This window comes from Rhodobacteraceae bacterium M385 (assembly GCA_025141835.1).
Classification (GTDB): Bacteria; Pseudomonadota; Alphaproteobacteria; order Rhodobacterales; family Rhodobacteraceae; genus Gymnodinialimonas.
Genome location: CP081102.1, coordinates 1,750,710 through 1,764,481, shown reverse-complemented (window position 1 = coordinate 1,764,481; position 13,772 = coordinate 1,750,710). Strand labels below are relative to the sequence as shown.

At 60.6% G+C, this 13,772-nt stretch carries 13 protein-coding genes; all 13 read right to left on the bottom strand.

Going from position 1 to position 13,772, the window contains the following annotated elements:
* Positions 1 to 5: 5 nt before the first annotated feature.
* Positions 6 to 392, bottom strand: a complete 387-nt coding sequence (cueR, locus tag K3728_08630; GenBank protein ID UWQ97260.1) for a Cu(I)-responsive transcriptional regulator — start codon at positions 390 to 392, stop codon at positions 6 to 8.
* Complete coding sequence (locus tag K3728_08625; protein ID UWQ97259.1) at positions 389 to 2,614, bottom strand: heavy metal translocating P-type ATPase; 2,226 nt, start codon at positions 2,612 to 2,614, stop codon at positions 389 to 391. The genes cueR and K3728_08625 overlap by 4 nt, the downstream gene beginning before the upstream one ends.
* 80 nt (positions 2,615 to 2,694) lie before the next feature.
* Positions 2,695 to 3,882: a kynureninase gene (kynU, locus tag K3728_08620; GenBank protein ID UWQ97258.1), complete on the bottom strand. Its 1,188-nt coding sequence runs from the start codon at positions 3,880 to 3,882 to the stop codon at positions 2,695 to 2,697.
* Entirely contained in the window at positions 3,879 to 4,700 is an 822-nt protein-coding gene (locus tag K3728_08615) for a tryptophan 2,3-dioxygenase (protein ID UWQ97257.1), read from the bottom strand. Before K3728_08615 ends, kynU begins: the two co-directional genes overlap by 4 nt.
* 27 nt (positions 4,701 to 4,727) lie before the next feature.
* Positions 4,728 to 5,099 carry a Rieske 2Fe-2S domain-containing protein gene (locus K3728_08610; GenBank protein ID UWQ97256.1) on the bottom strand — a complete coding sequence of 124 codons (372 nt, stop codon included), beginning with the start codon at positions 5,097 to 5,099 and terminating at the stop codon, positions 4,728 to 4,730.
* A gap of 3 nt (positions 5,100 to 5,102) precedes the next feature.
* The gene (locus K3728_08605) at positions 5,103 to 6,029 is read right to left on the bottom strand and encodes a metal ABC transporter permease (protein ID UWQ97255.1); all 927 of its coding nucleotides are present in this window, start codon (positions 6,027 to 6,029) and stop codon (positions 5,103 to 5,105) included.
* Positions 6,030 to 7,229 (bottom strand): metal ABC transporter permease, encoded by a 1,200-nt coding sequence (locus K3728_08600; GenBank protein UWQ97254.1) that lies wholly within the window; start codon positions 7,227 to 7,229, stop codon positions 6,030 to 6,032.
* Positions 7,229 to 8,065: a metal ABC transporter ATP-binding protein gene (locus K3728_08595; protein ID UWQ97253.1), complete on the bottom strand. Its 837-nt coding sequence runs from the start codon at positions 8,063 to 8,065 to the stop codon at positions 7,229 to 7,231. Before K3728_08595 ends, K3728_08600 begins: the two co-directional genes overlap by 1 nt.
* Positions 8,062 to 8,994 (bottom strand): zinc ABC transporter substrate-binding protein, encoded by a 933-nt coding sequence (locus K3728_08590; protein UWQ97252.1) that lies wholly within the window; start codon positions 8,992 to 8,994, stop codon positions 8,062 to 8,064. Before K3728_08590 ends, K3728_08595 begins: the two co-directional genes overlap by 4 nt.
* Positions 8,995 to 9,198: 204 nt before the next feature.
* On the bottom strand, positions 9,199 to 10,248 hold the full coding sequence (gene ugpC, locus K3728_08585; GenBank protein UWQ97251.1) for a sn-glycerol-3-phosphate ABC transporter ATP-binding protein UgpC: 1,050 nt from the start codon (positions 10,246 to 10,248) through the stop codon (positions 9,199 to 9,201).
* Positions 10,249 to 10,262: 14 nt separating this feature from the next.
* Positions 10,263 to 11,171 carry a sn-glycerol-3-phosphate ABC transporter permease UgpE gene (ugpE, locus tag K3728_08580; protein ID UWQ97250.1) on the bottom strand — a complete coding sequence of 303 codons (909 nt, stop codon included), beginning with the start codon at positions 11,169 to 11,171 and terminating at the stop codon, positions 10,263 to 10,265.
* A gap of 12 nt (positions 11,172 to 11,183) precedes the next feature.
* The gene (locus tag K3728_08575; protein ID UWQ97249.1) at positions 11,184 to 12,065 is read right to left on the bottom strand and encodes an ABC transporter permease subunit; all 882 of its coding nucleotides are present in this window, start codon (positions 12,063 to 12,065) and stop codon (positions 11,184 to 11,186) included.
* Positions 12,066 to 12,169: 104 nt separating this feature from the next.
* Complete coding sequence (locus tag K3728_08570) at positions 12,170 to 13,471, bottom strand: extracellular solute-binding protein (protein ID UWQ97248.1); 1,302 nt, start codon at positions 13,469 to 13,471, stop codon at positions 12,170 to 12,172.
* Positions 13,472 to 13,772 lie beyond the last annotated feature (301 nt).

The window sequence follows — 13,772 nt, the reverse complement described above, 5'->3', positions numbered from 1 at the left end:
CGACGTTAACCTTGCGCCAACGACGTCAAGATCGGGCAATCGGGTTTCGCATCGCCCGCGCAGGTCTCGACCAAATGCGACAGGGTGGCTCGCATGTCGGTCAACGCCGCGATCTTGGCGTCGATCTCGGCCAAATGGGTGGCCGCTACCGCCTTCACCTCGGCGCTGGAGCGGTCTTTGTCTTCCCAAAGTGCCAGAAGAACGCGGCATTCGCTGATCGAAAAACCCAATGCCCTAGCCCGGCTAATGAAGGTCAGCTTATGAAGATCCTGATCGCTGAAGTCGCGGTAGCCGTTCAGCCCCCGAGCCGGGGCAATCAGGCCGATCTCCTCATAGTAACGGATCGTTTTGGCCGGCAAATCAGAGACTTGGGAAACATCTTTGATGTTCATGCCGCCCCCATGCCGCGCAACCGCAAGGCGTTAACCACGACTGAAACGCTCGACAACGCCATCGCGCCCGCCGCAAAGGCCGGGGACAGCAGTAGTCCCGTGAATGGGTACAACACCCCTGCCGCCACGGGGATCAGCGCCGCGTTATACACAAATGCCCACCCAAGGTTTTGTCGGATGTTTCGCATGGTGTGGCGCGAGGCATCAAAGGCCGTAACCACGCCTGACAAATCTCCAGACATCAGCACCACATCGGCGCTTTCAATGGCCACGTCGGTCCCGGTGCCAATGGCGATGCCGACATCTGCCTGCGCCAATGCGGGTGCGTCGTTTATGCCGTCGCCCACAAAGGCCACCGTCTCCCCCTGACGCAATTCGTTAAGGGCCTTAACCTTTCCGTCCGGCAAGACTTCGGCCACCACCTCATCCACGCCGACCTGCGCGGCAATCGCCATGGCAGTCGCCTGTCGATCACCGGTGATCATCGCAACCCGCAGGCCCCTGTCCCTAAGCGCCGCAATCGCCGCGGCGCTAGAGGGTTTTACCTGATCCGCTACGGCGATCATTGCGGCGATCACGCCTTCCACTGCCACGTAGACCACCGTTTCCCCCCGCGATAGGGGCGCATCTTCGGCGCTGGCAAGGGGGTGGATATCAACAGATTCCTGCGCCATGAAACGATCCGATCCCACAGCGACCATCCGGCCATCCACCATGGCGCGGATGCCGAAACCGGGGATCACGACAGCATCGGTCGCGGTAAACACGCCCTTGGCGGCCCGCACGATGGCGTGGGCGATTGGGTGTTCTGAAACGGCCTCTACCGCTGCCGCCTGTGCCAGAACAGTCTCCCGTTTGAAGCCGTCGGCCAGACTCACCTCGGTCACCTCGGGCCGCCCTTCCGTGATCGTGCCGGTCTTGTCCAGCGCGACAAGGCCCACACCGCTAAGCCCTTGCAAAGAGTCGCCTTTTCGAAACAGAACCCCAAGCTCTGCCGCCCGCCCCGTCCCCACCATGATCGAGGTTGGCGTGGCTAATCCCATTGCGCAGGGGCATGCGATGATCAACACGCTGACCCCCGCCACAAGGGCGTAGGTCACCACCGGATCGGGGCCGAAAGTCAGCCAGATCAGCACGGTTAACGCAGCCAGCGCCATCACCGCCGGGACGAAATAAAGCGTCACGCGGTCCACGATGGCTTGGATCGGCAGCTTGGCGCCCTGGGCGTCTTGAACCATGCGCGTGATCTGTGACAGCGTGGTGTCCGCGCCGACCCGCGTGGCGCGGATTTGCAAAGGCCCCGCCCCGTTCACCGTGCCGCCGGTGACGGCCGCGCCGGATGACTTTTCAACGGGAACCGGCTCTCCAGTAATCATGGATTCATCAAGAAATGACGTGCCTTCGATGATTTCCCCATCCACCGGCACTCTTTCCCCGGGGCGCAGAACGATGATATCGCCCACCTGTAAGGCGTCGATGGCTATGGTTAACGTCGCGCCATCACGCAAAACGCGGGCCTCTTGCGGTTGCAGCCCGATCAGGGCGCTGATCGCGGCGCCGGTTTGGCCCTTTGCGCGGGCCTCAAGGGCGCGGCCCAACAGGATCAGCGTGACGATGACAGCGGCGGCTTCAAAATAGACGGCACGAGAGGCCGCGGGCAGCACTCCCGGCGCGAAGGTCGCGAGGGTTGAATAAGCAAATGCCGCCGCCGTGCCCAAAGCCACGAGGCTGTTCATCTCGGGGGCACCTTTCATCAAGGCCGGCACGCCAAGGCGGAAGAATACGCGCCCCGGCCCCAAAAGGATTAACGCCGTTAAGGTAAACTGGATTAACCAAGATCCTTGCTGACCAATCGTGGCGCCAATCAATTGGTGGAAGGCGGGAAATAGATGCGCGCCCATTTCCAGTGTGAAGACCGGCACGGTCAATGCCAGCGCGATCCAAAGCCGCCGGAACGCGGCCTCGGTCTCTTCCGCCGTATCGGGGGCGCGGGTAGAGGTCTCGTCCAACACCGCCGCCGGATAACCCGCCTTGCCAGAGGCTTCGGCCAATTCAGCCGCGCGCGCCGCATTGGGTGCCACCTGCACCTGCGCCGTTTTCGTGGCCAGATTGACGGCGACCGCGACCACACCCGGCTCCGCGGCCAAGGCGCGTTCCACCCGGCCCACGCAGGACGCGCAGTTAAGGCCTTCGACCGAAAGTCTGACAATATCGTTAGGCATGGCGGCAATCCTTGATCCTGGTTGCCGCCTCACTACACCTTCCAGTCACTGGAAGCTCAAGCCCTAATCTGAACCCGCCCCTAGGTCACCCGCTGGCGGGTTGTGTATTCAGGTCGGTCCCACAGCCTGTCACGCAGGATTTCCGCAAGGATCGCAACCGCTTGGCTAATGTCGTCGGCGTCCAGATACAGTGGCGTAAACCCGAACCGCATCGTATCAGGGGCGCGAAAATCGCCGATCACACCGCGCGCAATCAGCGCCTGCATGGCGGCGTAGCCTTCAGCAAAGTGGAACGACACTTGCGAGCCGCGTTGCGCCGCGTCGCGCGGGCTGGCAAGGGTGAGGTCCGGGCAAGAGGCCTCTACCTCGGCGATAAACTGCTCCGACAGCGCGACAGAGGCCGCCCGGACATCTTGCATATCGACGCCATCCCAAACCTTCAACGCATGTTCTAACGCGGCCAATTGGATCACCGGTGGGGTGCCGACGCGCATCCTTTCGATTCCTGCGCCGGGGCGATAATCCAGATCGAAGGCAAAGGGGGACTCGTGGCCCAACCAGCCCGAAAGCGCGGGGTTAACGTCGTCAATGATATCGGGACGCACGTAGATAAAGGCGGGCGCACCGGGGCCGCCGTTGAGGTATTTGTAGGTACAGCCCACCGCAAATTCCGCGTTCGACGCGGTCATATCCACCGGAATGGCCCCGGCCGAATGGGCCAAATCCCACAGCATCACAGCGCCCGCGTTGTGCGCCGCCTCGGTCACGGCGGCCATGTCGTGGACCCGGCCCGTGCGGTAATCTACCTGTGTAATCATCACCACCGCGACACTGTCGTCGATGGCCCCCAGCACATCTTCGGGGGCAACAACGCGCAGCTCATGGCCTTGCTCTAGCTGTTGGATCAAGCCTTCCGCCATATAAAGATCAGACGGGAAGTTGCCGCTGTCAGACAGGATCACTTTGCGGTCGGGTCGCATTTTCACCCCGGCAGAAAGCGCCTGATACACCTTCAGCGACAGCGTTTCCCCCATCACGACACTGTCCTTGGGCGCCCCGATCAAACGGCCCACCTGATCGCCAACGCGGGTGGGCAGGGTCATCCAGCTATCGACGTTCCAGCCCTTAATCAGGTTACCACCCCATTGGTCGGCCACAACGGTCGACACATGCTCGGTCACGCCCGCGGGCAGTGGTCCCAGAGAGTTGCCATCAAGGTAGATTACCCCCTCGGGCATCACGAATTTATCTTTTACGGGCAATGTCATAGCTGTCCCCTTACATTCCAAAGTTCAGGGAACAGTTCCACGTCCAACATCCGTCGTAAATAGGATACCCCCGACGTTCCCCCGGTGCCGCGCTTGAAGCCGATAACGCGTTCCACTGTGGTTACGTGATTGAAACGCCAACGGCGGAAGTAATCTTCCAGATCAACCAGCTTCTCGGCCAGTTCATAAAGGTTCCAATGGGCTTTGGGGTCGCGGTAGACCTGCGCCCAAGCGTCCTCGATCGCAGATTGCGCGGTGTGGGGCGCATCCAAGGGACCGGTGGGAAGATCAAGGCCAAGGGTCGCCCCCAAACGCGCGATGGCAACATCATAGAGAGAGGCCTGCGACAGTTCCTGCGTCAGCATCCGGTGCAGATCGGGGCGGTGTTCATGGACACGCATCATCGCCGTGTTGCGGTTGCCAAGGATATATTCGATCAGGCGATACTGGTGGGACTGGAAGCCGCTGGATTGGCCCAAGTCCTCGCGGAAATCGGTGTACTCGGACGGCGTCATGGTGCGCAGAACGTCCCAAGCATTGTTGAGCTGTTCAAAGATCCGCGCCACGCGGGTCAGCATCTTGAACACCGGCTGGTCATCGCCCGCCGCCAGTGCCGTGCGGGCCGCGTCCAACTCATGCAAGGCCAAACGCATCCACAGTTCCGAGGTCTGATGCTGGATGATGAACAACATCTCATCATGGGCGTTGCTCAGCGGCTTGGACGCGCCCAGAATGGGGTCCAAGGACAGATAATCAACATAGCTCATCGCGTCCTTAAAGGACATCTTCGCACCGTCTTTTTCGGGGTTCTCCGCCATCTATCTTTCAGCCTCTGTCTTGGGATTTCAGTTGGTTATGCCACCAATCAGCAGCGCCGCACCATGCACATGAACCGGCACAGGGTCCAGTGCGCATCCCTGCCCCAACCCATCCAACCCCGCGCCTGTGCAAGCGTCAAATCCCGCATCGTGGTTGGAGCACCGCAACATCTCAGCATCTTGCGACAAGATCGCTTCGCTGCGCCAATCCAACGGCAGAAATTGGTGCGGGCAAGCGTTCACATAGGCCCGCAACCCCTCGGCCGAGGCCACAAGGATCAGGGGAAAGCCGTCGATGTCATAGCTTTTAACGCCTGTTACGGGGATATCGGCGATGTCGCAGATTCGGGTCCCCAAGGCGGGCGCATTAGGGAAACTGGCCCATGCGTCTGCGTTCATATCCTACCCTCCTGCTGCAACACCTACCCGGCTCCGCGCGGGGCCGAACACACATGCTATGGCAAGGAATATGCCAGACACAACCGCCACCATTCCCGCCGCCGAGACGGAACTTCTCGCCCCAATCCAGATCGGCCCATAGCCCGCCAGAACATAGCCGATGATTGCAGAGAGGCAGGCGAACAGCAGGCTCCACGCCACTTGGCGGCCAAGGCGGTTGGTCATCAGCCGCGCAGCGGCAGGCGGGCAGATAAACATCGCAATAACGATGATTGAGCCCACCGCATCGAAGGCCGCAACCGCCGCCGCGGCAGCCGCGGTGACAAGTCCAAGGCCGATCACCGTCACGGGCATGCCAAGGGCACGGGCGAAGCCTTCGTCAAAGGATGACAGCTTCAAGGGCCGCCAGAACACCGCCGTCAGCACCGCAATAATGCCCGCGACCAACGCCATGCGCGGCAGCTCAGGTGGCAGGTGGCGCAGCGCCTCGGGGTCCAGCAGTGACCCCCACCCATCGGCGCGCAGCCAGATTAACTGTTCCAGGTTGCCCATCAGCGCATGTTCCACGTCCAGATGCACGGCAGAGGTGTCGGTCTGCTCCAGCAGCAAGACGCCGCCCGCAAACAGGGAGGTAAAGACAACCCCCATCGCCGCGCCCGGCTCGATCCGGCCAAGGCGGCGCACGGCCTCGATCAGGACAACCGCCAGAAGGGCTGCGCCCGCCGCGCCAATCAACATCGGCCAAGTTGTCACCGCGCCGGTAATCAGAAACGCCACCACAATCCCCGGCAACACCACATGGCTGATCGCGTCCCCAATCAGCGCTTGGCGGCGCAGGATCAGGAAGTTGCCCGGAAGCGCACAGGCCATGGCCGCGAACATCCCGATCAGGATCGGCGTGAGAGAGAATTGGACGAATTCGGCCCCCATTTACGTGCTCCTCATCAAGGCGGCATCGAAATGCGCGATTTCATCGGCGGTGAAGACGTCTTCAATGGGGGTCAGGCCATCGTAGCGGCCCGTCAGCGCGGTATCGAGGTGTTGTTGACGCGCAATAGACCAGCGCTGTTCATCCCGGGAAATCCTTTCACCGGCGGATCTACCGGCGAGGGTCGCTACCCCGTCGGCTCGCATAAGCTGTTCGCGGCGCAGGATTTTTACAGTAAGAGGGTCGTGAATAGGCTCCGCCCGGCTTAGCGCCAACAGGCCTTGGCGGCGGTGAACGCGGGTCTGGAACGCGCGCCGTGCAAGGACCGAGGCCAGAACCCCACGGGCGGGGGCGAACAGCAAAGACAACACGAACAGCGCCGCAGAGATCAGCACGATAATCGGCCCGGTGGGCAGCGCAGGCGCCGAGGCGGACACCGCCGCGCCGACATAGCCTGAAACCGCGCCGATGACCCCCGCCGCCCAAACCACCGCCTCGGCCCGTTCGGACCAGAACCGCGCGGTGACGGGCGGGATAATCAGCAACGCCACGATCAAGATCAGCCCCACAAGCTTCAGGCCAATCACTGTCACCGCCAAGACCAGCCCCATCATTGCAAGATCAATCCGGCGCACATCCACACCGCTGGCGGCGGCGAAACCGGGGTCAAAAGCCACCATCGTCATAGGACGGCGCAACGCCCAGATAAGCGCCACAACCAAAGCGCCGCCGCCCGCGATCAGCATCGCATCCTGGAACAACATGCCGGCGGTGGAACCTAGCAGAAAGCCTTCCAATCCCGCTTGCCGGCCTTGGCTCATGGATTGAATGACCGTCAACAACACCACACCGAGGCCGAAGAACACCGACAAAATCGCGCCGATGGCCGCATCCTCGGACAGGCGCGTGCGACGCACGATCCATTCCACCGCCAACAGCCCCAGCCAAGCGGAAATGGCCGAACCGACCAACTGCCCCAACAGGCTGCGCCCGTCACCGCCCAAGGCGACCATCACGATAAATGCAAGGCCCACCCCCGGTAGCGTGGCATGGGCCACCGCGTCCGACACTAAGGCGCGTTTGCGCAGGAACAAGAAGCTGCCCCCAGCCCCCGCCGCAAAGCCCAACAGCGCCGCCCCGATCGCCACAAGCGCCGCATTATAGCCCACCTGCAAAAGCAGCGCGTCAAGGAACGTTGCCATCAGGGGATCTTTCGTGAGGGTACTTTTTCCCCAGTCTTTGGGCCCGACTTTGCCAGCGCAAGACTATCGATCTGCACCGCCCCAAGGCGGCCGCCATAGGTCTCGGACAGAGTATCTTCGGTGAACGCTTCGGCCACGGGGCCTTCGGCAATTCGGGTCAGATTAATCAGCATGACATGATCGAAATAAGAGGTGACCGTCGAAAGATCATGGTGCACCGCAATGACGCTGCGCCCCTCAGCCTTCAGGGTTTTCAACACGTCGATTATCGCTGCCTCGGTCGCGGCATCGACCCCGGCAAAGGGCTCGTCCAGCAAGAACAGATCGGCCTCTTGCGCCAAGGCCCGCGCAAGGAACACTCGCTGCTGCTGCCCGCCGGAAAGCTGTCCAATCTGGCGGTCCGCGAAATCGGCCATGCCGACCCGGTCCAAACAAGCGCGGGCACGATCCTTCTGGGCGCGGCTGATGCGTCGCCAAAGGCCAAGCTGGCCGTATAGTCCCATCAAAACCACATCCACCGCCGTCGTCGGAAAGTCCCAATCAACGGAAGCGCGTTGCGGCACATAGGCGATCCGGTCACGGGTGCGCGTGACCTCTCGGCCAAAGACGCTCACCTCGCCGGATACGCGGGGGATCAGGCCAAGGGCCGCCTTCAGAAAGGTCGATTTCCCCGCGCCGTTCGGCCCCACAATGGCCGACATCGCCCCCGCCGGAAACGTCGCATCGAGCGAGAATAACGCAGGCTTTTCGCCGTACGAAACCGTCATGCCACGCACAGCCAAGGGACTGGAGGCATCAAGGCCGATCAGGTCCGGGACTACATGCAGGTCCTTCATTGCAGCAATCCTTGCATCCCGCCTTCCGGCGCGTCCCCGCCCAAGGCGCGGGCGATCGTGGTGACGTTGTGGTCAATCATGCCAATCCAGGTTCCTTCATAGGTGCCGTCTTCGCCCATCGCGTCCGAAAATAGTTCTCCGCCGATCACAACCTCATGACCCCGCGCGGCAGCGCCTTCGATCAAAGCGCGGATGTTGCGATCCGAGACGGAGGATTCCACGAAAACGGCCCCAATCTCGCGGGTCACCAGCAAGTCTACGAGTTCTCCAATCCGCTGCAAGCCCGCCTCGGATTCCGTGGAAATGCCTTGGATACCAATGACCTCGAACCCGTAGGCTTCACCGAAGTAACTAAACGCGTCATGGGCGGTCAAAAGGACACGCGCGCTTTCTGGGACAGAGGCAAGGGCCGCTTCGCTATAGGCGATAAGCGCGTCGATCTCGGCCTGAAGGGCCTCGGCATTGGCGGCAATGGTGCCGCTGTCGTCCGGCAGCGCCTCGGTCAGCACGCCTTCGATGGTTTGCACCACGCCGGACCAAATCGCCGGGTCCATCCAGACGTGAGGATCAAAGCGGTCAGCGTAATCTTCAGAGCTCAGCAGAATGTCGCGGGGCAAGGCATCGGCCACCGGAATGACAGTATTGGTTTCGGCCAGCTCCAACAGGAACTCTTCCATCTGCGCCTCTAGATAGAGCCCGTGCCACATAACCATGTCGGCGCGGGCGGTCGAAACGATATCGGACCGCGTCTGGCGGTAGGCATGGGGGTCCACCCCCGGCCCCATCAGGGCCTGCACGCTGACCAAGTCGCCCCCCACCTGCCGCGCGGTGTCGGCGATCATCCCTGTCGTGGCAACGACGCTCATCTCCGCATAGGCGGGCGCTACCGAGGCGAGTGTCAAAGCAAGAGCGGTGGTCGCGCGAAGCATGTCAGGTATCCCATCTGATAAACTACTCAGATGAATATGAGAGTTAGTCGCAACAAGGTCAAGGTAATTGAGAATGATTTGCAATAACGCTGCGAGAAACCGCCGCAAGGCGGTGCCGAGGGGCGCGGAAACGGGCGGTTCGCCAAAAGAAAAGGCGGCGCAAACGCGCCGCCCTCCCCTATCTCAACTGTGATCAGTCAAAGCCTACAGGCGTCGCCCTTTGTCGGCGTCAAACAAATGCACCGCGCCGGGCTTCACGCTCAGCATCATGGCGCCCGTATCCGCCACTTTGTCCTTGGGAATAGCGACAGAGAACGCCTGCCCGCCCACATGGCCATGCAACAGACGTTGAGCGCCCAATTCCTCGATAATATCTACGTCAAAGGCCAGATCACCTGCCGGATCGGGCCAAGTGTCCTCGGGGCGGATACCCACTTGGATCGCCCCATCGTGGCCTTCCGCATTGGCATGGGGCACGTTTACGCCGCCCTCCAACGTGACGCGCCCATTGCTGGCAGTGCCGCGCAACAGGTTCATCGGCGGTGCGCCCATGAAGGACGCCACGAAGGTCGAAGCGGGATGCTCGTAAATTTCATTCGGGGTGCCGATTTGCTCGATCGTGCCCGCGTTCAACACGATGATCCGGTCCGCCATGGTCATGGCTTCCACTTGGTCGTGGGTCACATACATCGCGGTGGTGCCAAGGCGGCGTTGCAGGGCGCGGATCTCGATCCGCATCTGGTTGCGCAGCTTGGCATCAAGGTTCGACAAAGGCTCATCAAACAAGAACAGGTCCGGCTCACGCACAATCGCGCGGCCCATGGCAACCCGCTGGCGTTGACCGCCCGACAGTTGCGACGGGCGGCGGTCGAGGAACTCGTTGAGGTTCAGCATCTCTGCCGCCTCGCGCACCTTCGCGGCAATCGTCGCCTTATCCATACCCCGGTTCTTCAGCCCGTAGCCCATGTTCTGGGCCACCGACATATGGGGGTACAAAGCGTAGTTCTGGAACACCATGGCGATGTTGCGGTTGGCGGGGTCCACATCGTTCACGATGCGATCACCGATGGAAAGCTCACCCTCCGTGATCTCTTCCAACCCCGCCACCATACGCAACAGCGTGGACTTACCGCAGCCCGAGGGGCCGACAAGAACGGTCAGTTCACCGTCCGGGATGGAGAAGGAAGAGGCCTCCAGCGCCTCAGCGCCATTGGGGTAGACCTTGCGGACAGCATTAAGGGAAACTTGTGCCATTTGAATGGTTCTCTCTACTTATCAGACTCGGTGAGGCCCTTAACGAACCAGCTTTGGAAGAAGATCACGATCAAGACCGGAGGCGTCATGGCGATGATCGCCAAAGCCGCCGCTTGGCCGTAATCAGGCGTTTCGCCGCCGTCGGCGTAGGATTGGATGATCTGCCGGATACCCCGCACAAGGGTGAACATGCTTTCGTCCGTGGTGATCAGCGTGGGCCACAGGTACTGGTTCCAGCCGAAGACGAACATGATGATGAACATCGCCGCAATCATGGTACGGGACAGCGGTACAAGGATGTCGATGAAGAACTTCACCGGCCCTGCCCCGTCAATCCGGGCCGCCTCGATCAATTCCTCAGGCACGGAACGGAAGAACTGCCGAAAGAAGAACGTCGCAGTGGCCGAGGCAATCAGCGGCACAATCAGGCCAGCATAGGTATTGCCAAGGTTCATATCGGTAATCACCTCGTAGGATGGTAGAATACGCACCTCCAGAGGCAACAGCAGCGTCGTGAAGATCATCCAGAACGCCAATGTCGCAAAGCGCAGGCGGAAGTAGACAATCGCATAGGCCGCCATCATGCCGACGATGATTTTACCAATGGCAAAGCCAAGGCCCAGGATCATCGAGTTCGCCAACATCGTGACGCCGTTCACACTGTCGGTGAACCCGCCGTATTCAAACAGCGCGGCATTATAGTTGACGCCAAACTGGTCGCCAAAGCCGAACTGCATCCCGTTGCGGTGGATTGTGATCGCGTCCCAAGATGACGTCGCAAAGACCATATAGACGGGCACCAGCATCAGCAGGGCGCCCGCGATCAAAACCGCGTGGTCAACGACAGTGTCCCACCGGAACCGTTTGGCCGGACGCGTCGGGGCCGTTGCGGCGCTGGTGTGGGTTTCAGAGATATCAGACATGTCTCAGCCCCCTCAAGTATAGTGAATGCGGCGTTCCAGGAACCGGAACTGCACGACAGTGAGGATGAGGACGAGAACCATCAGAACCACCGATTGCGCGGAAGACCCGCCCAAATCCTGGCCCCGAAACCCATCGACAAACACGCGGTAGACCAGCGTCATCGGGTTGTTGCCCGGTTGCCCTTTCACGAGCGTGTCGATGATACCGAAGGTATCGAACAGCGAATAGGTGATGTTGATAATCAGCAGGAAGAAACCCGTGGGCGCCAGCAGCGGGAACGTGATGTCCCAGAACCGGCGCGTGCCCGATGGGTTGTCGATCATCGCGGCCTCGCGCACCGAGCGTGGGATCGCTTGCAGGCCGGACAGGAAGAAGATGAAGTTCACCGGGATTTGTTTCCAGATCGAGACCGAGATCATCGCCACTGCCGTATCCCAGTAATTCACGCCCAAGCGATACTCGATCCCCATCATCCCCAGCAGTTGGGTGATGTTGCCGCGCGATTGGTCAAACAGCATGACCCCGATCAGGCCCGCCACCGGCGGTGCCACGGCGTAGACCCACATCAACAGCGTTCGGTAGGTCTTGGCCCCGCGGATCACCTTGTCGGCCTTCACCGCCAGCAACAGCGCAATGGCGAGGGCAAAGAAGGTCACAAGCGACGTAAAGATCAACGTGAACCAAGCGCTCGACAAATAGTTAGAGGAGCTTGCAAGGCGGGTGTAATTTTCAAACCCCACAAAAGTGGAGCCAAACCCAAACGGATCTTCCAGATAAAACGAAGATTGGATCGCATAGCCAGCGGGCCAATAGAAGAAGATCGCAATGATGGCGAGCTGCGGGATGAGCAGCAGGATCGGAAAGCCGATATGCCCGAATGCGGCGCGTTTCACGAAAGGTATCCCCCTGAGGTCTTGAACGTGTTTTTGCTTGGCAACTGGCCGGGCACAAGGCCCGGCCAATGCAGTAGCGTGAAGGTGTAATCCCGAACTGGGGCTTAACCTTGTGTCTGAGCGAAGCGCGACAGCAGATCGTTGGCTTCCGCCTCGATCGTGTTGAAGGCGTCTTCAACAGTGGTTTCACCGGTCAGGATGCGGCCGTACTCACGGTTCATCACGTCACGGATCTGCACGTAGAAGCCCATGCGGTAGCCACGGGTGTTCTCGCCCGCGGGCAGCATCAGCTGCTGAATGCCAACTTCGGCGGCGGGGAATTCATCGTAGTGACCTTGCTCAGCCGCAGCAGCGTAGGCCGCTGTGGTGATTGGCACATAGCCCGTTTCAGTGTGCCACATGACCTGCGCGTCAACGCTGTCGAGGTAGTCGAAGAAGGCGGCCGTTGCGGCGTTTTCTTCGGCGTCAAAACCGGACATCGCGAACAGGGCTGCGCCACCGATGAAGGTTTGCGTAGGCTCGGTCGTTACGGCTTCCCAGTAAGGCAGCACAGTGGCAGAGAAGTTGAACTCTACACGGTCAGCGATACCGCCGAACGAGCCCGAAGAGCCGAGCCACATGGCGACGTCGCCTGCTTCAAAGGGGTCTTGGTTGTCGGCCCAACCGGTGCCGTACCACTCAAAATAGCCCGCATCCTGCCATTCGGTCAGGGCAGTGAAGTGATCGCGGATGGCAGGGTGGTTCACCAGAATTTCGGTGTCTACGCCGGTGTAGCCGTTCTCGTTCGTGGCGAACGGCAGGTTGTGGCGCGAGAAGAAGTTCTCGGTGAAGATCCAAGGCAGGTGCGATTGTGCCAGCGGGATGTAGCCCGCTTCCACCAGCGCAGGCGCTGTGGTTTCGGCGAATTCTTCCCATGTTGCAGGCGCTTCTACACCAGCCGCTTCAAGCGCGTCGGCGTTGAAATACATGATTGGCGTGGAAGAGTTGAACGGCATGCCGATCATCTGGCCATCGGCGTCGGCATAGAAGTTACGCACGCCCGAGATATAGTCTTCGATGTCGAAGCCAACACCGTTGTCGTTGAGAAGCTGCTCAACCGGGATTGTCGCGCCCTGGGCACCGATAACGGTCGCCGCACCGGCATCGAAAACCTGAACGATGTTAGGCTGTTCGCCCGCACGGAACGCTGCGATGGCGGCTGTCAGCGTTTCTTCGTAAGTGCCCTTGAAGACGGGGGTAATTACGTAGTCGCCTTGGCTGGCGTTGAAGTTCTCGGCGATCTGGTTGACCGTTTCACCCAGCTGGCCGCCCATGGCGTGCCACCATTCGATCTCGGTCTGTGCCTGTGCGGCACCCGCCATAAGGCCCAGTGCAAGGCTCGCGCCTACTGTGTTTTTGAAGTTCATTTGTCTCTCCCATCGTGACGCGACCGCTTTTTGGGCCGCAGGTGTCGCGTGACTTCGCCTCGGTCCATACCAAGGCGAGCTGATTTGTTACCGGGTCGCATATTGAAGACGCGCCTCCCCCCGGATCACCGCGAAGCCGAAGCCTACACGCAGAGCGGAAGAGTGCAAACGTTTACGAACCGAGAACTCGGCCCGGCGTCTTTTGCCCCCTGGTGGGGGCTCACTAGGCCCTATGCATGACGCCTATGTGACAACCCGCAAGGAGGGCTGTCATATTCCTGTTACAAAAGGGATTTGGGAC

Bases quoted from the DNA above. Each gene is read 5' to 3' on its own strand.
- ugpC (UWQ97251.1), bottom strand. From the start codon at position 10,248: ATGGCACAAGTTTCCCTTAATGCTGTCCGCAAGGTCTACCCCAATGGC.
- K3728_08605 (UWQ97255.1), bottom strand. From the start codon at position 6,029: ATGGGGGCCGAATTCGTCCAATTCTCTCTCACGCCGATCCTGATCGGG.
- K3728_08600 (UWQ97254.1), bottom strand. From the start codon at position 7,229: ATGGCAACGTTCCTTGACGCGCTGCTTTTGCAGGTGGGCTATAATGCG.
- cueR (UWQ97260.1), bottom strand. From the start codon at position 392: ATGAACATCAAAGATGTTTCCCAAGTCTCTGATTTGCCGGCCAAAACG.
- K3728_08625 (UWQ97259.1), bottom strand. From the start codon at position 2,614: ATGCCTAACGATATTGTCAGACTTTCGGTCGAAGGCCTTAACTGCGCG.
- K3728_08595 (UWQ97253.1), bottom strand. From the start codon at position 8,065: ATGAAGGACCTGCATGTAGTCCCGGACCTGATCGGCCTTGATGCCTCC.
- K3728_08570 (UWQ97248.1), bottom strand. From the start codon at position 13,471: ATGAACTTCAAAAACACAGTAGGCGCGAGCCTTGCACTGGGCCTTATG.
- ugpE (UWQ97250.1), bottom strand. From the start codon at position 11,171: ATGTCTGATATCTCTGAAACCCACACCAGCGCCGCAACGGCCCCGACG.
- K3728_08610 (UWQ97256.1), bottom strand. From the start codon at position 5,099: ATGAACGCAGACGCATGGGCCAGTTTCCCTAATGCGCCCGCCTTGGGG.
- kynU (UWQ97258.1), bottom strand. From the start codon at position 3,882: ATGACATTGCCCGTAAAAGATAAATTCGTGATGCCCGAGGGGGTAATC.
- K3728_08590 (UWQ97252.1), bottom strand. From the start codon at position 8,994: ATGCTTCGCGCGACCACCGCTCTTGCTTTGACACTCGCCTCGGTAGCG.
- K3728_08615 (UWQ97257.1), bottom strand. From the start codon at position 4,700: ATGGCGGAGAACCCCGAAAAAGACGGTGCGAAGATGTCCTTTAAGGAC.